The organism is Streptomyces sp. NPDC060035 (genome assembly GCF_042736635.1).
Lineage (GTDB): Bacteria > Actinomycetota > Actinomycetes > Streptomycetales > Streptomycetaceae > Streptomyces.
Map to the genome: position 1 here is coordinate 130,954 of NZ_JBHWVO010000004.1, position 19,078 is coordinate 150,031.

16 protein-coding genes and 1 pseudogene are annotated in these 19,078 nt (G+C 71.4%); 12 read left to right on the forward strand and 5 right to left on the reverse strand.

Features of this window, described 5'->3' with window-relative positions; all coding sequences use genetic code 11:
• Positions 1-70: 70 nt before the first annotated feature.
• A pseudogene (locus ACFWBQ_RS07770) lies at positions 71-439 on the reverse strand (ATP-binding cassette domain-containing protein); the annotation flags it as partial.
• 11 nt (positions 440-450) lie between these two features.
• Positions 451-1,128: an AIM24 family protein gene (locus ACFWBQ_RS07775; protein ID WP_385485243.1), complete on the reverse strand. Its 678-nt coding sequence runs from the start codon at positions 1,126-1,128 to the stop codon at positions 451-453.
• A 72-nt stretch (positions 1,129-1,200) separates the two neighbouring features.
• On the opposite strand from ACFWBQ_RS07775, the gene ACFWBQ_RS07780 reads away from it, so the two are divergent.
• From ACFWBQ_RS07780 to ACFWBQ_RS07800, 5 genes are all read left to right on the forward strand, one after another.
• Entirely contained in the window at positions 1,201-1,938 is a 738-nt protein-coding gene (locus ACFWBQ_RS07780; protein ID WP_385485245.1) for an aminoacyl-tRNA hydrolase, read from the forward strand.
• Between the two features lie 149 nt (positions 1,939-2,087).
• Positions 2,088-2,834, forward strand: a complete 747-nt coding sequence (locus ACFWBQ_RS07785; RefSeq protein ID WP_385485744.1) for a DUF4142 domain-containing protein — start codon at positions 2,088-2,090, stop codon at positions 2,832-2,834.
• 106 nt (positions 2,835-2,940) lie between these two features.
• On the forward strand, positions 2,941-4,233 hold the full coding sequence (locus ACFWBQ_RS07790) for a DUF692 domain-containing protein (RefSeq protein ID WP_385485247.1): 1,293 nt from the start codon (positions 2,941-2,943) through the stop codon (positions 4,231-4,233).
• A 5-nt stretch (positions 4,234-4,238) separates the two neighbouring features.
• Entirely contained in the window at positions 4,239-5,276 is a 1,038-nt protein-coding gene (locus tag ACFWBQ_RS07795; RefSeq protein WP_385485249.1) for a TIGR04222 domain-containing membrane protein, read from the forward strand.
• A 100-nt stretch (positions 5,277-5,376) separates the two neighbouring features.
• A complete protein-coding gene (locus ACFWBQ_RS07800) occupies positions 5,377-6,159 on the forward strand; it encodes a TIGR04222 domain-containing membrane protein (protein ID WP_385485251.1) in 783 nt (260 codons plus the stop codon).
• Between the two features lie 275 nt (positions 6,160-6,434).
• Here the strand turns inward: ACFWBQ_RS07800 and hemQ are convergent, their stop codons facing one another.
• Both hemQ and hemG read right to left on the reverse strand, forming a co-directional pair.
• Positions 6,435-7,148 (reverse strand): hydrogen peroxide-dependent heme synthase, encoded by a 714-nt coding sequence (gene hemQ / locus ACFWBQ_RS07805; RefSeq protein ID WP_385485253.1) that lies wholly within the window; start codon positions 7,146-7,148, stop codon positions 6,435-6,437.
• Between the two features lie 4 nt (positions 7,149-7,152).
• Complete coding sequence (gene hemG / locus ACFWBQ_RS07810) at positions 7,153-8,652, reverse strand: protoporphyrinogen oxidase (protein ID WP_385485255.1); 1,500 nt, start codon at positions 8,650-8,652, stop codon at positions 7,153-7,155.
• 127 nt (positions 8,653-8,779) lie between these two features.
• On the opposite strand from hemG, the gene ACFWBQ_RS07815 reads away from it, so the two are divergent.
• Positions 8,780-9,796: a DUF4349 domain-containing protein gene (locus ACFWBQ_RS07815; RefSeq protein WP_385485257.1), complete on the forward strand. Its 1,017-nt coding sequence runs from the start codon at positions 8,780-8,782 to the stop codon at positions 9,794-9,796.
• 45 nt (positions 9,797-9,841) lie between these two features.
• A complete protein-coding gene (locus ACFWBQ_RS07820; RefSeq protein WP_385485259.1) occupies positions 9,842-11,230 on the forward strand; it encodes an FAD-dependent oxidoreductase in 1,389 nt (462 codons plus the stop codon).
• Between the two features lie 15 nt (positions 11,231-11,245).
• Here ACFWBQ_RS07820 and hemE read toward each other — a convergent pair whose 3' ends face one another.
• Positions 11,246-12,316, reverse strand: a complete 1,071-nt coding sequence (hemE, locus tag ACFWBQ_RS07825) for a uroporphyrinogen decarboxylase (RefSeq protein ID WP_385485261.1) — start codon at positions 12,314-12,316, stop codon at positions 11,246-11,248.
• An 89-nt stretch (positions 12,317-12,405) separates the two neighbouring features.
• Here hemE and ACFWBQ_RS07830 point away from each other — a divergent pair, with 89 nt between their 5' ends.
• The 5 genes from ACFWBQ_RS07830 (at position 12,406) to ACFWBQ_RS07850 (ending at position 19,010) form a co-directional block, all read left to right on the forward strand.
• Positions 12,406-13,065, forward strand: coding sequence for a DUF3000 domain-containing protein (locus tag ACFWBQ_RS07830; RefSeq protein ID WP_385485263.1), 660 nt, complete (start codon positions 12,406-12,408; stop codon positions 13,063-13,065).
• 219 nt (positions 13,066-13,284) lie between these two features.
• Positions 13,285-13,947 carry a response regulator transcription factor gene (locus ACFWBQ_RS07835; RefSeq protein ID WP_351180313.1) on the forward strand — a complete coding sequence of 221 codons (663 nt, stop codon included), beginning with the start codon at positions 13,285-13,287 and terminating at the stop codon, positions 13,945-13,947.
• Positions 13,948-14,060: 113 nt separating this feature from the next.
• Positions 14,061-15,335, forward strand: a complete 1,275-nt coding sequence (locus ACFWBQ_RS07840; protein WP_385485265.1) for an HRDC domain-containing protein — start codon at positions 14,061-14,063, stop codon at positions 15,333-15,335.
• A 328-nt stretch (positions 15,336-15,663) separates the two neighbouring features.
• Positions 15,664-16,884: an acetyl-CoA C-acyltransferase gene (locus tag ACFWBQ_RS07845; RefSeq protein WP_056791800.1), complete on the forward strand. Its 1,221-nt coding sequence runs from the start codon at positions 15,664-15,666 to the stop codon at positions 16,882-16,884.
• On the forward strand, positions 16,881-19,010 hold the full coding sequence (locus ACFWBQ_RS07850) for a 3-hydroxyacyl-CoA dehydrogenase NAD-binding domain-containing protein (protein ID WP_385485267.1): 2,130 nt from the start codon (positions 16,881-16,883) through the stop codon (positions 19,008-19,010). Before ACFWBQ_RS07845 ends, ACFWBQ_RS07850 begins: the two co-directional genes overlap by 4 nt.
• Positions 19,011-19,078: the final 68 nt, after the last annotated feature.

The following is a 19,078-nucleotide window of genomic DNA, read 5'->3' on the forward strand; positions in this document are numbered from 1 at the left end:
GGCCGGTCCACGCCTCGTCCAGGACGAGCAGGTCCGGTTCGGCCAGGAGCGCCTGGGCGACAGCGACCTTCTGGCTGGTGCCCTTGGAGAGCTCCGCGAGCGGTGTACGGGCGTGCCCCGCCGCCCCGAAGCGCGTCAGCCACTCCTGGGCCCGCGCCTTCGCCTCGGCGGTCCGCAGTCCGTGGATGCGGCCGAGGTGGACGAGGTATCCGGCCGCGGTGAACGGCAGGGCGGCCGGGAAGCGCTCGGGAACGTACGCGGTACGGGGCCTGCCCGTGATCCGTCCCTCGGACGGCGCGTCGATGCCGGCGAACATCCGCAACAAGGTCGATTTGCCCGTTCCGTTGGCCCCCTCGATGCGGAGCAGACTCCGCGCGGGCAGCACCAGATCGACCCCGCGCAGCACCCAGGGTCCGCGGAAGCCGTACCGGCGGCCCACCCCGCTCAGGTTCAGTTGGCCGACGCCTTCTCCTGCTTGAGCTCGCTGGGCCGTACGATCACGAACCCCTCACCCTGAAGCATCAGCTGGACGGCCTCGCCCGAACCGCCGCGCACCATCGAGCCGAAGCTCTGCGAGCGGTGCAGCGAGGTGGAGAGCTGGGCGCTCCAGCCGACGACCGCGTCCGTGTCGACGTACACCGGCTGCTGGGCTGTGACGGGTATCACGATGGGCTGGCCGTCACATATCAGGCCGAGCTTGCCGTAGCCGCTGAAGACGCTGTTGAAGAGGCCGCCGCCGGTCATTCCGGCACCCTTCACGGTCTTGATCTCGTACGAGAGGCTCGCGTCGAAACAGAGGACGTTGCGGCCGTTGATGGTCAGGACGTCCCCCTGCTCCATCTCCACGATGAAGCAGTTGGCCGCCTCGTGGGCGAACCACGCCTCGCCCTGACCGCGGACCGCCATGAGCGCCAGCCCCTCGCCGGTGACCGCGCGCTTGAGCATGCCGCCGATGCCCTGGCTCTTGCGTTCGAACTGGAGACTGCCACGGAAGGCGATCATCGATCCCTGACGTGCGTGCATCTCACCGTTGACGGCGTACTTGATGGACTTGGCGTTCTGGAGGGACATGCCGGGGGCGGTGGCCTGCTGGGCCATGTGCTCGCTGGAAAAGAGGTCGCTCTTCATGCCCGGCATCCTCACCCGGAGCCCTGCGTTCCGCCAAGAGCCGGTATGCGGGGGCCTGGCAGACTGGACTCCGTGAGCAGCGACGACCTCCCCGAGCCCCTTCCCGCAGATCCTGCGGACAGCCCCTTCCGCACCGAGCCGACGGTCCGCGACGAGGCACCTCAGTTCGTGCTGCCGCTGGTGGTGCACATCGAGAAGACGGACCCCCCGGCACGCACCGACGCGCTGCGGACCGCCGCCCGTGCGGTGCTCACGATGCTCTCCGACGAACGCTCGCTCGGTGAGGGCGAGTGGGCGCAGCTCATGCGGGACTGGCAGGACGCCCGGATCCGCAAGGTGGTGCGGCGCGCACGCGGTGCGGAGTGGCGCAAGGCGTCCGCGCTGCCCGGGATCACGGTCACGGGCGAGCAGGCCGAGGTGCGGGTGTTCCCGCCGGTGCCGCTGGACGGCTGGCCGAAAGAGCTGGCCAAGCTCCAGGTGTCGGGCACGGACCTCGACGATCCGGAGCCGCCGGCCGCGCCCGACGGTGCCGGCCCGGTGCTCTGGCTGAATCCGGAGCTCGGCATGTCGGCGGGCAAGACGATGGCCCAGGCCGGGCACGGCGCGCAGCTCGCCTGGTGGGAGCTGTCGGACACCGAGCGCAAGGCGTGGCGGGAGGCTGGTTTCCCTCTTTCCGTGGCGACCCCTGCCCCGGACCGCTGGCGCGAACTCACCGTGAGCGGACTGCCGGTGGTGCGCGATGCCGGGTTCACCGAGATCGCGCCGGGGTCCTGCACGGTGGTCGCGGACCATCCGGCACTGCGCCGCTGAAGATCGCCCGCCCTCCTGCTGAACATCCCTGCGCCGAAATACGTACCTCCGGGTACTGCCGCACCGCCATTACCGACGAGTAGGTTGAATGACGAGTCACTTGGCGGTTGGTTCAGAGCTGCCACGTATCGGCCCGGGAGACACTCTTGTTGCGACGCATCAACGGAACGGCCCTCATCATCGCGGCACTTGTCGCCACACTCGGCGCGCTCGCCTATCCCGTCTGGTCGTACGCCGACCGCTCGGGGACCGGCGAAGCCAATCTGAACGCGTCCAGCGTCGCCACCCAGTGGGGCCCCCTCTCCGCGACCGACCGGGACTTCCTGGTCAAGGTGCGCCTCGCCGGGCTGTGGGAACTTCCGGCAGGGCAGCAGGCCATCGAACGCGCACCGAGTGAGGCCATGAAGGAGGCGGGCGACCACCTGGTGGTCGGGCACACGGATCTGGACCGGCGGGCGCGGGACGTGGCCGCCAAGCTCGGTGTGGAGCTGCCGAACCAGCCGTCGGAGATCCAGCAGGGCTGGCTGCGCGAGCTGACTGCGGCGAGCGGCCAGGAGTACGAGCGCAAGTTCGCCAATCTGCTGCGCAACGCGCACGGCAAGGTCTTCGCGCTGATAGCCCAGGTCCGGCACACCACGCGCAACTCGCTGATCAGACAGTTGGCCTCGGACGCGAACCAGACCGTCCTGGACCACATCACCATGCTGGAGCGCACCGGGTTCGTCGACTTCGACGGTCTGGCCCGCGAGGCGGCGGGCGCGTCGACGGCCAGCCCCTCGGGCCCGCCCGTGTCGGGCAACGTCCCGCAGGTCCCGGTGCCGGTGACGCCGACCGGGGACCAGTCGTTCACCTCGCGCCCGGTGCCGCCCACGATGGAGCCGCTGCCGCAGCCGTAGCTCCGGGAACCTCAAATCAAGCTCTGAACGTCCCCCTTTTCGGATTCACCGCCGTGTGGCGGGGCCATGACCCCTGCACGAAGCGAAGGACCGAGGAGGGGGACGGATGAAGCTGGGAACAGGAATCGGCTGGCGGCCTGAGATCGAGGACGCCATCGAAGCGCTGCCCGGGATCGACTGGGTCGAGGCGGTTGCGGAGAACATCTGCACCGACCACCTCCCCGCGTCTCTCGCCCGCCTCAGGGAGCGCGGCGTCACCGTCGTCCCGCACGGTGTCTCGCTGGGCCTCGGGGGTGCCGACCGCCCCGACGCGGGCCGCCTCGCCGACCTGGCGGCGCGGGCCACGCTGCTGGGCACGCCGCTGGTGACGGAGCACATCGCGTTCGTACGGGCCGGGGGGCCGCTCACCGCGTCACCGGGGCTGGAAGCGGGGCACCTGCTGCCCGTGCCGCGGACCTGGGACGCACTGGAGGTGCTGTGCGAGAACGTGCGGATCGCCCAGGACTCGCTGCCCGTGCCCCTGGCTCTGGAGAACATCGCCGCGCTGATCTCCTGGCCGGACGAGGAGCTGACCGAGGGGCAGTTCCTCGCGGAACTGGTCGAGCGCACCGGCGTGCGGCTGCTGATCGACGTCGCCAATCTGCACACCAATCACGTCAACCGGGGCGAGGACCCGGCGACGGCACTCGACGAACTGCCGGTCGAGGCCATCGCGTACGTCCATGTGGCGGGCGGCATCGAGAAGGACGGGGTCTGGCACGACACCCACGCCCATCCCGTGACGCAGTCCGTCCTGGACGTGCTGGCCGAGCTCCGCTCCCGGGTCGATCCGCCGGGCGTGCTGCTGGAGCGCGACGACGACTTCCCGCCGGCTGCGGAACTGGCGGGCGAACTGGCCGCGATCCGCGCCACGCTGGCCGAAGCGGCCGGCGTTCCGGCACCCGTGCGACAGCCGACGGCCCGGTCCCAGGAGCCGGCCGGACGGGCCGCCGGTGCCCGCGACCGCACCGCCGTCGCCCAGACCGCACTGCTCTCGTCACTGGTCGCGGGTACGCCCGCGCCGGAGGGCTTCGACCACCGGCGGCTCGGGGTGCAGAGCCGCGCCCTGGCTGCCAAGCGGGCCGGGGTCGTCGCCAAGGTGGCACCGGAGCTCCCGGAGATCCTCGGCGACGGCTACCGGAGCGCGTTCCTCGCGTACGCCAGGACCCGGCCCATGTCCGCCGGTTACCGTCGTGACGCCCTGGCCTTCGCCGAGCAGCTGCTCGTCGCGGGCCGCCCCGCCGACGACGCAGCGCGTCTCAGGCTGACCCACTGGTGGCAGGACCGCACGGCCGCCCGTCCGCCGCGCCGCAGCACCCGTCTGGTCCGGGCAGCCCGTACCGCACTCCTGGGAAGGTGACCCCGATGAACGCTCTTGCCCTGCTGCTGACCCTCGCGGTGGCGGTCACCTCGACGCTCCTGATCGTCTCGACCCGCAAGGCCGGCCGTCTCGGCGGCGACCCCCACGCGTCACTGCACGATCTCTCCGAGGCCGCTTTCCTCAACGGCGGCCCGGCCAGGGTCGTGGACACCGCCCTCACCGCCCTGCATACGGACGGGCGCCTGGCCATCGGCGGCCCAGGCATCGTCGCCGTACAGCGCGCGGAGGCCCGCGACGCGGTGGAGCGTGCCGTGCTCCAGGAGCTGGCCGCCGCCCCGAGCGGAGCCCTGCACACGTTGCGGCAGGCCGTGATGCGGCATCCGGCGGTGCAGGAGATCGGCGACGGACTCGCGGCGCGGGGGCTGCTGGTCGAGCCGGAGGAGAACCGGACGCGCCGCCGGTGGGCGCTCACCCAGGTGACGGTGTGCGTGGTGGCCGGCCCCGTCAGCCTGCTGCTGACCTTCGTTCAGTACGCCCTGCTCGAGGGCTACGCGGACGTGCCGTTCCCGTTCATCGTGAAGGTGCTGCCGGCACTCCTGGCCGGGACGCTGGTCGGCGGCCTCACGGCCGCCTCGGCCAAGGCCCGGATCACCCGGGCGGGGCGCCGGGCCACCGACGGCTACACGGCCGCCCACCCCTATGTGGGCGAACCGGCCCATCTGGTGGCCACGCGGGGGCTGGGCGCACTCCCCGACCCCGCGCTCCGGGCGCAGTTGCTGGCAGCCGCGCGCCACCGGCCCGCCGGGCGCTCCTCGTCGTCCTCCCTGCCGGCCTCGCCCTCGGCGGACTCCGGTGCCACGAGCGCCGCGCTCGTGCCGGTGATGTGGTGTGCCGGGGCGAGCCCCGGCGGCGGGGGGTGCGGAAGTTCCAGCGGCGGTGGCGGCCACGGGTCAGGATCCTCCTGCAGTTCCGGATCGAGCTGCGGCGGCGGATCGAGCAGCGGGTCAGGCTGCGGCGGATCGAGCAGCGGATCCAGCTGCGGCGGCAGCAGCGGATCGAGCTGCAGCAGCAGTAGCTCCTGAACGCACGATTTCGGCCACCGCTGACTGCCCGTGACCATAGTTCGTCCATATCGTGAACAGCCCATGGCGCTCGCCTGCCCGCCTCGCATAGAACTCCGCCATGCTCTGGGTCTTGTTTCTCCTGGTCGCGTGGGGCGCGGCGGCCATCTCCTGCATCCGGCTCTGCCTCGTCACCGCAGGTGCGGCCCAGCGGCCGGCCGAGGCCGCGCGCGAACCCGCCCTTCACGAACTCAACCTGTACGAGACGGCCTTCCTGGCCGGCGGCCCGCACCGGGTCGCCGATCTGGCGCTGGTCTCCATGCATCTGCGGCGCCGGCTGCTGCTCGCCCACACGGGCTGGGCGACGGTCGTCGATCCGGAGGGCCGGGACGAGGTCGAGCGCACGGTCATCCGAGCGATCGGTCCGGAGGGGCAGTCCCGGATAGCCCCGATACGGGCCGCTGCCGCGGCTACCGACGCCGTACGCGCCCTCGCCGACCGCCTCGTCGCGGCGGGCCTTGCCGTACCGCACGGGACCCGGACGACCCTGGCATCGGCTGTGCGGTCCGTGCGGGGTGCGGCCGTGCTGGTGGTGGTGCTGGCCGCTGCCGCCGCGCTGGTGCCCGGTCAGGACCCCGGGTACGCGGGTCCCGTGGTGGCCTGGTTCGGGCTGCCGCTCGCCCTCACGCTGGGCTGCCTGGCCATAGCCCGCGTCGAGAACCACCCGTACAGCCCGTGGGCCTCGCCCTCCGGGCAGCGATGGCTGGACTCACTGCCGGCCCCGGAGCACGGAGCCGACCGCGATCTGCTGGCGGCGGTGGCCGTACGGGGTGTGGGGGCCGTGGAGGACCCGGGGCTGCGGGCGGCCCTGCGCAGCGGTCGCACGGCGTATTCGGGCCATTGAGCGCCCGGGTCACCGCCCGGCACGGCTGCGGACTTCTGTCAGCAGTCCGTGCGCCCATGCGGTGTCTGTTCGGCCCGGGACACATCGGCCGCACACGGCAAGGAGCGGCAGCCTGCGGGGAGGTATGGCTGACTCCCCCGCAGACCACCGCAGTTCGCCGGTCCGAGGCCGATGTGACCCCGGGACCGGACCCGGTGTCGCTGGAACGGCGGGCGGCGTCTTGCACGCCGTTGCCCGCCAACTGATCTTCCGGGTCGGGTGATCGGAAACGCTGGCTATGCGAGACCGGCCACCAGGTCTGCGACGGACTTCCTGCGTCCGGTATAGAACGGAACCTCTTCGCGAACGTGCAACCGCGCCTCGGAGGCCCGGAGGTGACGCATGAGGTCGACGATGCGGTACAGCTCGTCGGCCTCGAAGGCGAGGACCCACTCGTAGTCGCCGAGCGAGAACGAGGCGACGGTGTTGGCTCGCACATCGGGGTAGCCGCGGGCCATCTTGCCGTGGTCCGAGAGCATGCGGCGGCGGTCCTCGTCCGGCAGCAGGTACCAGTCGTAGCTGCGCACGAAGGGGTACACGCTGACGTAGTTGCGCGGCGTCTCGTCGGCGAGGAACGCCGGCACGTGCGACTTGTTGAACTCGGCAGGGCGGTGCAGCGCCATGTTCGACCAGACCGGCTCCAGGGCCCGTCCCAGCTTGGTGCGCCGGAAGAGGTTGTACGCCCCCTGAAGCTCGTCGGCGGTCTCGGCGTGCCACCAGATCATCAGATCGGCGTCGGCGCGCAGACCGGACACGTCGTACGTACCGCGGACCGTGATGTCCTTGGCTTCGAGCTGGTCGAACAGCTCCTGGACCTCGTCGGCGTAACCGGCGCGGTCGGCGGGGAGCACATCTCGCAGCTTGAAGACGGACCACAGGGTGTAGCGGATGACCTCGTTGAGGTCCTTGGCCTTCTTACCGGCGTTCGGAAGCTTCTCTGGCGCACTCATACGGCTATTGTCCCGCCTCGCTCCGAGTGCCCTGAACCGGGGGCGGCGTGTCGATGATCTCCCCCGTGATCTCCCCGGCGGTCTCCCCCGTCAGGTCCTGGACGATCTCGTCCGCCGCCCGCCGGGCGCTCGCGATGCAGGCGGGGATCCCGACCCCGTCGTACACCGCGCCGCACACCCGCAGCCCCGGCAGCTTGGCGACCTCGTCGCGGATCCGGGCGACCCTGCTCAGATGCCCGACGGGGTACTGCGGCAGGCCGCCGATCCACCGGGTGACCTCGGTGTCGACGGGCCGCGCCGTGAGCCCGGTCGCGGCAGCGAGGTCGCTCCGCGACACGTCGACGAGCTCGGAGTCCTCGCGGTGCAGGTGGTCCTCCTCGCCGTAGCGGCCGACGGAGGTACGCAGCACGAAGAGACCGGGGGCGGCATCGGCGACCCACTGCCACTTGTTGCTGGAGAAGGTCGATGCCTTGATCGTGCGCCCGTCGACGGGCGGTACGAGGAAGCCTGAGCGCCCCCGCAGGGCTTCGGTCCCGGCGATGTCGGAGCGCCGGAAGGCCATGGTGACCAGCGCCATGGACGCGTACTCGACGGCGGCCAGGTCGACGGAGGCGGCCGGGCACTCGGCGGCGAGCAGCGTGGAGGCGGACCAGGCGGGGGTGGCCAGCACGATGCCGTCGGCGGCGATCACCCGGGTGTCCGTGCGTATGTCCCAGCCCTGTGCGCTCCGCGTCAGCCCGAGTACGGGGGTGGCGGTGAGGATCTCCGCACCTCCGGCCCGTACGGCATCGGCCACGGCGTCCGGCAGGGTACCGATGCCGCCGTCGATGCCCTGGAAGACCGGTCCGGTCTGCTGCCGTGCGGCGGCCCGCTCCTGAATGCGGAGCACGCCGTCGAGGAGCGAGCCGCCCTCCTTCACCACCTCGAACAACTGCGGTACGGCGGCGCGCATCGAGATCCGGTAGGCGTCGCCCGCGTACACCCCGCCGAGCAGCGGCTCCACGAGCCGGTCGACGACCTCGCGGCCGAGCCGGTCGGCGACGTAGGCACCGACCGCGACGTCGTCGCCGACGGCGGTCGGGGTGAGGTCGCGCTCCTGGGCGATCCTGGCCAGTCCCTCGGGCGAGATCACGCCGCCGAGGGCCGCCGGGTCGCCGGGCACCCCCATCACGTGCCCCTTGGGCATGGGCCGCAGGGCGTCACGCGTCCAGACCGACGCGGTGGCGGTGGCGGGCGGCTGGAGCCGGTCGCCGAGGCCGACGGCGGTGGCGAGCTCGACCGCTTCGGGGCGCCGCGCGAGCATCGACTCGGCACCGAGGTCGACCCGGGTGCCCGCGACCTCGCCGGTCATCAGTTTGCCGCCGAGCCGCTCCGTCGCCTCCAGGACGGTGACCCGCAGACCGGTGGAGAGCAGCCGGTGCGCGGCAGCCAGTCCGGCGATGCCGCCACCGATGACGACGACATGACCCGTACGCGTGTGGTCGCGCTGAAGAGAACGCTGCATGGGACCACTCTCTCAAACCCGTACCGAGTCCCGACCGTGACCGCTTCGAAACCGCGGAAGGGCAACCCCCACATGGCCCTCGTACGTCGAACCGGCACCATCAACAACGGCCCTGGGGGGACGCGTTATGCATATCGACCGCCACACCGACAGTCATCCACCCACCCACCCCGTCCGGCGACGCTCGCGCGCCGCTCTGGCCGCCGGACTGCTCGTGGTGCTGCTCGGCACCGGTGCATGCGGTGCCGGCGACAGTGACATCGAGGCGCAGAGCAAGGGCGCCGCAGCCGACCAGAAGGCTGCGGCACCGGGCGCGGAGGGGGCCGGGCAGGCGGACGCGGCGGGAGAGAAGTCCGCGGACGGCTCTTCCTCGGCGCCGAAGCCGGGCAGCGCGGTCGCCGTGCACGTCATCCGCACGGCCACGCTCGACGTCGAGGTGAAGAGCGTGCCGAAGGCGGTCGCCGCCGCCCGCAGCGCCGCGGAGAGCGCCGGCGGACTCGTCGCGGACGAGACCACGGAACGGCTCGACGACACGCACGACGTGTCACATCTCGTGCTGCGTGTCCCGCAGGACCAGTACGACGCGGTCCTGCGCAAACTCGCGGGGTCCGGGAAGCTGTTGTCCCGTACCTCGAACGCGAAGGACGTCACCGGACAGGTCGTCGACGTCGAGAGCCGGATCGCCACCCAGCGGGCGAGTGTCACCCGGGTCCGCGCCCTGATGGACAAGGCCACCAGACTCACCGATGTGGTGACCCTGGAGGGTGAACTGAGCAACCGCCAGGCCGCCCTGGAGTCGCTGCTCGCTCAGCAGGCCTCCCTGAAGGACCGCACCTCACTGGCGACCATCACGCTCGAACTCAGCGAGCCGTACGGGCGCGACAAGGATCCCGAGGAGGAGGACACCGGCTTCCTGGACGCGCTGGGCGGCGGGTGGGACGCCTTCGTGACGATGCTGCGGTGGATCGCGGTGGCGATCGGCGCCACCGCGCCGTTCCTGGCCGCTGCGGCCGTACTGTGGCTCCTGTGGCGGCTTCTGCGCGGTCGCCTGCCGCGCCGCCGTACGCCCGCCCAGGCCCCCGCACAGGCCCCGCCGGCGTCACCCGCGGCCGCTGCCGGAGGGGAGGTCCCACCGGCCCCTTGAGCGCCGTAGCGTGGGCTCCCTGACACTGCGGCGAAGGGACCCGGCATGGCAGCGGAGCGACTTGTGGTCATCGGGGGCGACGCGGCGGGCATGTCCGCCGCGTCGCAGGCCCGCAGGCTCAAGGGGCCGGACGAACTGAGCATCGTCGCCTTCGAGCGCGGCCACTTCACCTCGTACTCCGCCTGCGGCATCCCGTACTGGGTCGGCGGCGACGTCGGCAAGCGCGATGACCTCATCGCCCGTACGCCCGAGGAGCACCGGGCCCGCTCGATCGATCTGCGCATCCGCACCGAGGTGACGGAGATCGACGTCACCGGCCGGCGGGTGCGGGCCATGGACCGCGAGAGCGGCGAGACGTACTGGACGGGCTTCGACAAGCTGGTGATCGCGACCGGGGCCCGCCCGGTCCGCCCCGAGCTCCCGGGCATGGACGCTCCCGGAGTGCACGGGGTGCAGACCCTGGACGACGGACAGGCGCTCCTGGACTCGCTGGACCGGGCGCCGGGGCGCCGGGCGGTCGTGGTCGGCGCGGGGTACATCGGCGTCGAGATGGCCGAGGCGATGCTGAAGCGCGGTTTTGAGGTGACGGTGCTCAACCGCGGCGCACAGCCCATGGCCACGCTCGACCCGGACATGGGACGCCTCGTCCACGACGCGATGGACGGCCTGGGCATCACGACCGTCAACGGAGCCGCGGTCACCCGGATCCTCACCGGCCCGGACGGCCGTGTCACGGCGGTCGCCACGGACGACGACACCTACCCCGCCGACGTGGTGGTGCTCGGCATCGGCGTCGAGCCGGAGACCACCCTTGCCCGCTCCGTCGGCCTGCCGCTCGGCCCGCACGGGGGGCTGTTGACGGATCTGTCCATGCGGGTCGTGGGCCACGACAACATCTGGGCGGGCGGCGACTGCGTCGAGGTGCTCGATCTGGTGGCCCACCGCACCCGGCACATCGCCCTGGGCACCCATGCCAACAAGCACGGTCAGATCATCGGCTCCAACGTGGGCGGCGGCTACGGCACGTTCCCCGGAGTCGTCGGGACGGCGGTGAGCAAGGTCTGCGACCTGGAGATCGCCCGGACCGGGCTGCGGGAGAAGGACGCGCGCGCGGTCGGACTGCGCTATGTCACGGCGACCATCGAGTCGACCGGACGGGCGGGTTACTACCCGGGAGCGCAGCCGATGACGGTGAAGATGCTGGCGGAGTACCGCACCGGCCGGCTCCTGGGTGTGCAGATCGTGGGCCGCGACGGGGCGGCCAAGCGTGTGGACGTCGCGGCGGTGGCGCTGACGGCCGGCATGACGGTGGAAGCCATGACAGCGCTCGACCTCGGCTACGCCCCGCCGTTCTCACCGGTCTGGGACCCGGTTCTGGTGGCGGCCCGCAAAGCGGTGACGGCGGTGCGGGCGGGCCTGTCGGACGGGGCGTGACCGGACCGGGAGGCCTCAGCGCGCCGTCTGCTCGTGCACGTACTCCACGACCCGCGTCAGCGCGTCAGGGTCGGTCGTCGGCATGACCCCGTGGCCGAGGTTGAAGACATGGCCCTCGAGACCGGCGGCGGCGTCGAGCACCTCACGGGTCTTCGCCTCCACCGTCGCCGTCGGCGCGAACAGCACCGCCGGGTCGAGGTTGCCCTGAAGTGCCTTGCCGGGGCCGACCCGCCGCGCGCCCTCGTCCATCGGCACCCGCCAGTCGACGCCCACGACGTCCGCGCCCGCCTCGCCCATCAGGCCGAGCAGCTCGCCGGTGCCGACACCGAAGTGGATGCGGGGGACGCCGTACCCGGCGACGGCGTCGAACACCTTCGCGGAGGCCGGCATCACGGAACGGCGGTAGTCGGCGGGGGCCAGCGCGCCGACCCAGGAGTCGAAGAGCTGGACCGCCGAGGCGCCCGCCTCGATCTGGACCTTCAGGAACGCACCCGTGATTTCCGCGAGCCGGTCGAGCAGGTCGGCCCAGAGCTCCGGGTCGCCGTACATCATGGCCTTGGTGCGCTCGTGGTTCCGCGACGGGCCACCCTCCACGAGGTAGCTCGCGAGAGTGAACGGCGCACCGGCGAATCCGATCAACGGCGTGGGACCCAGCTCGGCCGTGAGCATGCCGATGGCCTCGGTGACGTACGAGACGTCCTCGGGGGTGAGGTCGCGCAACCGGGCGAGATCGGCGCGGGTGCGGACGGGCTCGGCGATCACCGGGCCGATGCCGGGCTTGATGTCGAGGTCGATGCCGATGGCCTTGAGCGGTACGACGATGTCGCTGAAGTAGATCGCGGCGTCGACCTTGTGACGGCGCACGGGCTGCAGCGTGATCTCCGTGACCAGCTCCGGCATCATGCAGGAGTCGAGCATCGCGATGCCCTCACGGACCTTCAGGTACTCGGGCAGCGAACGCCCCGCCTGGCGCATGAACCAGACCGGCGTGTGCGGTACGGGCTCGCGCCTGCACGCCTTGAGGAACGCCGACTCATGGGTGGCGGATGTCGTCTGCAGGCCCGAGGGGCCTTCGTTGGCACTCACACCAGAATCTTCGCATGAAGCGGTACGGAGCTGCCCCGGCCGGGTGTCCCTCCCTGCGCGAGGCTCCGGTTCCGCCTACTCTTCCCCGCATGGCTCCGGCTCAGGGACAATTCTCCGATCATTCCGATGGCGCTGACACCGCGAAGAGTGCGGAGAGTGATTCCGTCCCGCCCGCGTTCCGGTCGGCTGTCGACGCGCTCCGCTCCGTGCGCCTCCGCCCCGAACTGGAGGTCGAGCCGACACGACCGCCCCAGCGGCTCGCCCCGCATGCGTACGCCCTGGAGGCCGCGGTCGTCGACGGAGAGGACGATCTGGCCGACGGCCGCCTCGTACTGCTGCACGATCCGTCCGGGCACGATGCCTGGCAGGGCACATTCCGTCTGGTGACGCTCGTACGGGCCGAACTGGAACCGGAGATGGCAGCCGATCCGCTGCTGCCCGAGGTGTGCTGGTCCTGGCTGACGGGCGCGCTGGAGGCGCGCGGCCTGTCGTACGGCGAGGCAGGCGGCACGGTGACACGCGCCGGATCGCACTACTTCGGCGCGCTGTCCGAGCGCCGTCCGGCGACCCAGATCGAGATCCGGGCCTCATGGACGCCGCGCGAGGGGCGCGGCGGGGTACCGGATGTGGCTGCACACCTGGTCGCATGGGGGGACCTGCTCTGCCAGATCGCCGGCCTGCCACCGTCGGGCACATCCGACGCGGCGGTGGTGAGCCTGCCTCAGCGGCGGGGTCCCCAGGTTTCGTAGCACTGCGTCACCTCACGGAGAGCCGGTCGCTCAGCGGCCGGCTCTCTTTTCGTACAATCGATCGCGCGTCCTATTTGCCCGAATTGTTACTCATCAAATCGTGATCTTCCCCTAAAGGAGGACGGGTCTGCTGCCGAAGAGGTCAATGACCCTTCAAGCACGGTTCGCCCCGGCTTCATCCCCGAGCCGGCCCCGTCCCGCCACTCCCCAGGAGGCCTGGTGTCCGTTCTCCTCGAGCAGCCCGCAAGCCTGGTCGCCTACCGCCCGAACAAGCCGACGGCCATGGTCGTCGTGGCCGACCCGCGCGTCCGTTCCACCGTCACCCGCCATCTGTGGGCACTCGGAGTACGTGACGTCATCGAGGCGTCGTCCATCGCGGAGGCCCGCCCCCGCGTCAGCAACCCCCGCGACATCTGCGTTGCCGACGTCCACCTGCCCGACGGTTCCGGGCTGACCCTGCTGTCCGAGACCCGAGCCGCCGGCTGGCCGAACGGTCTCGCCCTCTCCGCCGCCGATGACATCGGCGCCGTTCGCAACGCCCTGGCGGGCGGCGTGAAGGGCTACGTCGTCACCGGCACCCGCACCAACATCGGTCACCCCACCCGCCCCGGCGTCGCCCCGATCGGCGCCAATGCCGCCCGAATGCACCGTCGGCCCCCCGGTTCCCCGAGCCACCCGGGCGGCTACCGCGAACTGTCCGGCCGTGAGGTGGAGGTACTCCGCCTGGTCGCCGAAGGCCAGTCCAACAAGGCCATCGGCGTCTCCATGGGGCTCTCCGCCCTCACCGTCAAGAGCCACCTCGCCCGCATCGCCCGCAAACTCGGCACCGGAGACCGGGCAGGAATGGTCGCCGTGGCCCTGCGGACGGGCATCATCCACTGACCCCGGCCCGCGGTGCGCGCGCAGGTGCGCACCAGGCCGGTTTACGTGCATCAGCGCCCGTCGACGGAAGGTTCCGTCGACGGGCGCTGTACATACACAGATACCCTTGGCATGTGACCGACGCCCAAGAGACCGCAGCAGACACCTCACTGCGAACCACCGGGGGCGCCCCCCCGGACGACGTCGCCCCGGCGCCGATCCCCTTGCTCGAACCGCGCGAGGGCATTCCCCCGGTGGTGGCGACCGACGATGCGCTGGCCGAGGTCATCGCGGCCTTCGCCGCGGGCACCGGCCCCGTCGCCGTCGACGCCGAGCGTGCGTCCGGCTATCGCTACGGGCAGCGCGCCTACCTCGTGCAGCTGCGCCGCGAGGGCGCGGGAAGCGCGCTGATCGACCCGGTCGGCTGCCCGGACCTGTCGGGCCTGGGCGAGATCCTCACCGACACCGAGTGGATCCTGCACGCCGCCACCCAGGACCTGCCCTGTCTGCGCGACATAGGCATGATCCCCACCTCGCTCTTCGATACCGAGCTCGCCGGACGGCTGGCGGGATTCCCGCGGGTCGGCCTCGGCGCCATAGTCGAGAACGTGCTCGGTTACGCGCTGGAGAAGGGCCACTCCGCGGTCGACTGGTCCACCCGGCCGCTGCCCGACCCGTGGCTGCGCTACGCCGCACTCGATGTCGAGCTGCTGGTCGACCTGCGCGATGCCCTGGAGGAGGAGCTCGACCGGCAGGGCAAGCTGGAGTGGGCGCGGGAGGAGTTCGACGCGATCGCCTCGGCGCCGCCCGCACCCCCGCGCAAGGACCCCTGGCGCCGGACCTCCGGCATGCACAAGGTGCGCCGCCGCCGTCAGATCGCGGTCGTACGGGAGCTGTGGACGGCCCGCGACCAGGTCGCCCAGCGCCGTGACATCTCCCCCGGCAAGGTGCTCGGCGACGCCGCGATCATCGAGGCGGCCCTCGCCCTGCCGGTCGATGTGCAGGCCCTCACCGCGCTGCCCGGCTTCGGCCACCGCATGGGCCGCCGTCAGCTGGAGCAGTGGCAGGCGGCCGTCGACCGGGCCAGGGTACTGCCCGACTCGGAGCTCCCGCAGCCCGGCCAGCAGCCGGCGGGACCGCCGCCGCCCCGCTCCTGGGCGGACAAGGACCCGGCCGCCGCAGCCCGGCTTTCCGCGGCCCGCACCGCGGTGTCGGAGCTCGCCGAGCGGCTGCACATGCCCCAGGAGAACCTGATCACCCCGGACACCGTGCGCCGGGTCTGCTGGGAGCCGCCCCGGAGCCTGACCCCGGACGCGGTCGAGAGCGCCCTCGCCGGGCACGGCGCGAGGCACTGGCAGATCGAGCAGGTCGGTCCGCTGCTGCTGCGGGCCCTGAGCGCGAGCGCCTGACCCCTCACCCCTTGCACTCCTGAACACCCCTGGCCTACGGGCCGGGGGTGTTCTGCTCGGTGGCCTCGGCGGCCGTACAGTCGCAGAGGCGGTCGGATCCCCTGTCGCGAGGAGCGAAATCGCGCCACGTTCCCGGGCCCGGATCGCGGCCGTGCAGTTCCCCTCGCAGCCGCTGCCGCCCGTGGGCCGGTCACTTCCGGCATGTGACCTTCGCCGCTCCGGCCGTGAGGGGTGGGCAGTCTGGTTACCCGCAAGTAGCATGAGGGAGGCGGCGCGCTCCTGGCGTGCCCCGCAGCAGTGCCATCCCGCACCCTGGAGGAGAGCCACCGTGCCTCGTACCATCCGGGACGTCGTCTTCGTCGACGGCGTCCGCACCCCGTTCGGCAAAGCGGGCCCGAAGGGCATCTACCACGAGACCCGCGCCGACGATCTCGTCGTGAAGGCCATCCGGGAGCTGCTGCGCCGCAACCCGGACCTGGACCCCGCCAAGATCGACGAGGTCGCCATCGCCGCGACCACCCAGATCGGCGACCAGGGCCTCACCCTCGGCCGCACCGCCGGAATCCTGGCCGGTCTGCCGCAGTCGGTTCCCGGTTACTCGATCGACCGCATGTGTGCGGGCGCCCTGACCGCCGTCACCGCGACGGCGGGCTCCATCGCGTTCGGCGCGTACGACGTCGTCGTCGCCGGTGGCGTCGAGCACATGGGCCGCCACCCGATGGGCGAGGGCGTGGACCCCAACCCACGCTTCGTATCGGAGAAGCTGGTCGACGAGTCCGCCCTGTTCATGGGCATGACCGCGGAGAACCTGCACGACAGGTACCCCACGATCACCAAGCAGCGCGCCGACGAGTACGCGGTCCGCTCGCAGGAGAAGGCCGCCAAGGCGTACGCCAACGGCAAGATCCAGCAGGACCTGGTGCCGGTTTCCGTGCGCCGCACCAACGCTGAGGCCGGGGAGACGGGCTGGGGCCTGGTCACCGCCGACGAGCCGATGCGTCCGGGCACCACGATGGAGTCCCTGGCCGGTCTGAAGACCCCGTTCCGCGCCCACGGCCGCGTGACGGCCGGTAACGCCGCAGGTCTCAACGACGGCGCCACCGCCTCGCTGCTCGCGGCCGAGGACGTCGCCCGTGAGCTGGGCCTCCCGGTCAAGATGCGCCTCGTGTCGTACGCCTTCGCGGGCGTCGAGCCGGAGGTCATGGGCTACGGCCCGATCCCGGCGACCGAGAAGGCCCTGTCCAAGGCGGGCCTCTCCATCTCCGACATCGGCCTCTTCGAGATCAACGAGGCCTTCGCCGTGCAGGTGCTCGCCTTCCTCGAGCACTACGGCATCGCCGACGACGACGCGCGCGTCAACCAGTACGGCGGCGCGATCGCCTACGGCCACCCGCTGGCCTCCTCCGGCGTCCGGCTGATGACTCAGCTGGCCCGCCAGTTCGAGGAGCAGCCGGAGGTCCGCTACGGCCTGACGACCATGTGCGTCGGCTTCGGCATGGGCGCGACGGTCGTCTGGGAGAACCCGAACTTCGACGGAGGCAACAAGTGAGCTCCACCACTGAGCTTCTGAAGGGTGCAGCAGAGCTGTTCCCCGGTGAAGTCGTCACGCAGGCGCACGTACGCCACCTCGACCTTCCGGCCGGTGCGGGCAGCTTCGCCCTCATCACGCTGGACAACGGCCTGGACCACACCAAGCCGACCACCTTCGGACCGCAGTCGCTGGCGAACCTGAACGCCGCCATCGACCAGGTCGAGAAGGAGGCTGCCGAGGGCACCATCACCGGTATCGGCATCACCGGCAAGCCGTTCATCTTCGCGGTCGGCGCCGACCTCAAGGGTGTCGAGCTGCTCAAGGAGCACAAGGACGCGCTGGCCATCGGCAAGGGCGGCCACGACGTCTTCCGCCGGCTGTCCGGCCTCGCGGTCCCGACGTTCGCGTACTACAACGGCGCGGCCATGGGCGGCGGTGTCGAGGTCGGTCTGCACTGCTCGTACCGCACCGTCTCCAAGGCGCTGCCCGCGTTCTCGCTGCCCGAGGTCTTCCTCGGCCTGGTCCCCGGCTGGGGCGGCTGCGCGCTGCTTCCCAACCTGATCGGCGCCGACCGCGCGGTCACGGTGATCATCGAGAACTCGCTGAACCAGAACCGTCAGCTCAAGGGCAAGCAGGTCTTCGAGCTCGGGATCGCCGACGCACTCTTCGAGGGCGCGGACTTCCTGGAGCAGTCGCTGATCTGGACCGCGTCCGTGCTGAACGGCTCGCTCGCGGTGGAGCGCCCGGAGATCGACCGCGGGGAGGCCTGGGACCAGGCCGTCGCCCGCGGCAGGGCCATCGCCGACTCCAAGGTGCACGGTGCGGCCCCGGCCGCGTACCGCGCGCTGGAGATCATCGCCGCGGCCAAGGACGGCGACCTGAGCGCCGGCTTCGACGCCGAGGACAAGGCCCTCGCGGACCTGATCATGGGCGGCGAGCTGCGCTCCGGGATCTACTCCTTCAACCTGGTCCAGAAGCGCGCCAAGCGCCCGGCCGGTGCCCCGGACAAGGCCCTGGCCCGTCCGGTCACGAAGGTCGGCGTGGTGGGCGCGGGCCTGATGGCCAGCCAGCTCGCCCTTCTCTTCCTGCGCCGCCTCGAGGTCCCGGTCGTCCTGACGGACATCGACCAGGCACGCGTCGACAAGGGTGTGGGCTACGTCCACGCCGAGATCGACAAGCTGCTCGGCAAGCGCCGCATCAACCAGGACAAGGCCAACCGCTACAAGGGCCTGGTCTCCGGTGTGCTGGACAAGGCCGAGGGCTTCTCCGACGCCGACTTCATCATCGAGGCGGTCTTCGAGGAGATCGGCGTCAAGCAGCAGGTGTTCGCGGAGGTCGAGGCGGTCGCCCCGGCGCACGCGATCCTCGCCACCAACACCTCGTCCCTCTCGGTCACCGAGATGGCGTCGAAGCTGAAGAACCCCGAGCGGGTCGTCGGCTTCCACTTCTTCAACCCGGTCGCGATCCTCCCGCTCCTGGAGATCGTCCGCGGCGAGCAGACCGACGACGCCTCGCTGGCCACGGCCTTCGGCGTCGCCCGCAAGCTGAAGAAGACCGCGGTCCTGGTGAAGGACGCCCCGGCGTTCGTCGTCAACCGCATCCTCACCCGCTTCATGGGCGAGATCCAGAACGTCATCGACGAGGGCACCTCGGTGGAGACCGCGGAGAAGGCCATCGAGCCCCTCGGCCTGCCGATGTCCCCGCTGGTGCTCCTGGAGCTGGTCGGCCCGGCGATCGGTCTGCACGTCTCCGAGACCCTGAACCGCGCCTTCCCGGAGCGCTTCACCGTCTCCGAGAACCTGGCCGCGGTGGTCAAGGCCGGCAAGCGCGGCTTCTACGTCTACGACTCCGGCAAGCCGGAGCTGGACCCGGAGGTCGCCGCCCTCCTCAAGCAGGGCGACACCGTCCTGTCCGAGGAGCAGGTCCGCGACCGCGTCCTGGACGCGGTGGCGCAGGAGATCGGTCTGATGCTGGACGAGGGCGTCGTCGCCGAGGCCCAGGACATCGACCTCTGCCTGATCACCGGCGCGGGCTGGCCCTTCCACCTGGGCGGCATCACGCCGTACCTGGACCGCGAGGGCGTCTCCGAGCGGGTCACGGGCAAGAAGTTCCTGGCGCAGGGCGTGGCGAGCGTTCCGGCCTGAGGCAGCGCCGCACACATCTGCACCGAATCCGCATGAGCAGCGGGCAGCGGGTCGTACGGGTCACCGTA

What these genes read in the sequence shown, in the direction of transcription:
- ACFWBQ_RS07800 (WP_385485251.1), top strand. Translation starts at nt 5,377, where the DNA reads ATGCTCTGGGTCTTGTTTCTCCTGGTCGCGTGGGGCGCGGCGGCCATC.
- ACFWBQ_RS07790 (WP_385485247.1), top strand. Translation starts at nt 2,941, where the DNA reads ATGAAGCTGGGAACAGGAATCGGCTGGCGGCCTGAGATCGAGGACGCC.
- ACFWBQ_RS07815 (WP_385485257.1), top strand. Translation starts at nt 8,780, where the DNA reads ATGCATATCGACCGCCACACCGACAGTCATCCACCCACCCACCCCGTC.
- ACFWBQ_RS07820 (WP_385485259.1), top strand. Translation starts at nt 9,842, where the DNA reads ATGGCAGCGGAGCGACTTGTGGTCATCGGGGGCGACGCGGCGGGCATG.
- ACFWBQ_RS07775 (WP_385485243.1), bottom strand. Translation starts at nt 1,128, where the DNA reads ATGAAGAGCGACCTCTTTTCCAGCGAGCACATGGCCCAGCAGGCCACC.
- ACFWBQ_RS07830 (WP_385485263.1), top strand. Translation starts at nt 12,406, where the DNA reads ATGGCTCCGGCTCAGGGACAATTCTCCGATCATTCCGATGGCGCTGAC.
- ACFWBQ_RS07795 (WP_385485249.1), top strand. Translation starts at nt 4,239, where the DNA reads ATGAACGCTCTTGCCCTGCTGCTGACCCTCGCGGTGGCGGTCACCTCG.
- hemG (WP_385485255.1), bottom strand. Translation starts at nt 8,652, where the DNA reads ATGCAGCGTTCTCTTCAGCGCGACCACACGCGTACGGGTCATGTCGTC.
- hemQ (WP_385485253.1), bottom strand. Translation starts at nt 7,148, where the DNA reads ATGAGTGCGCCAGAGAAGCTTCCGAACGCCGGTAAGAAGGCCAAGGAC.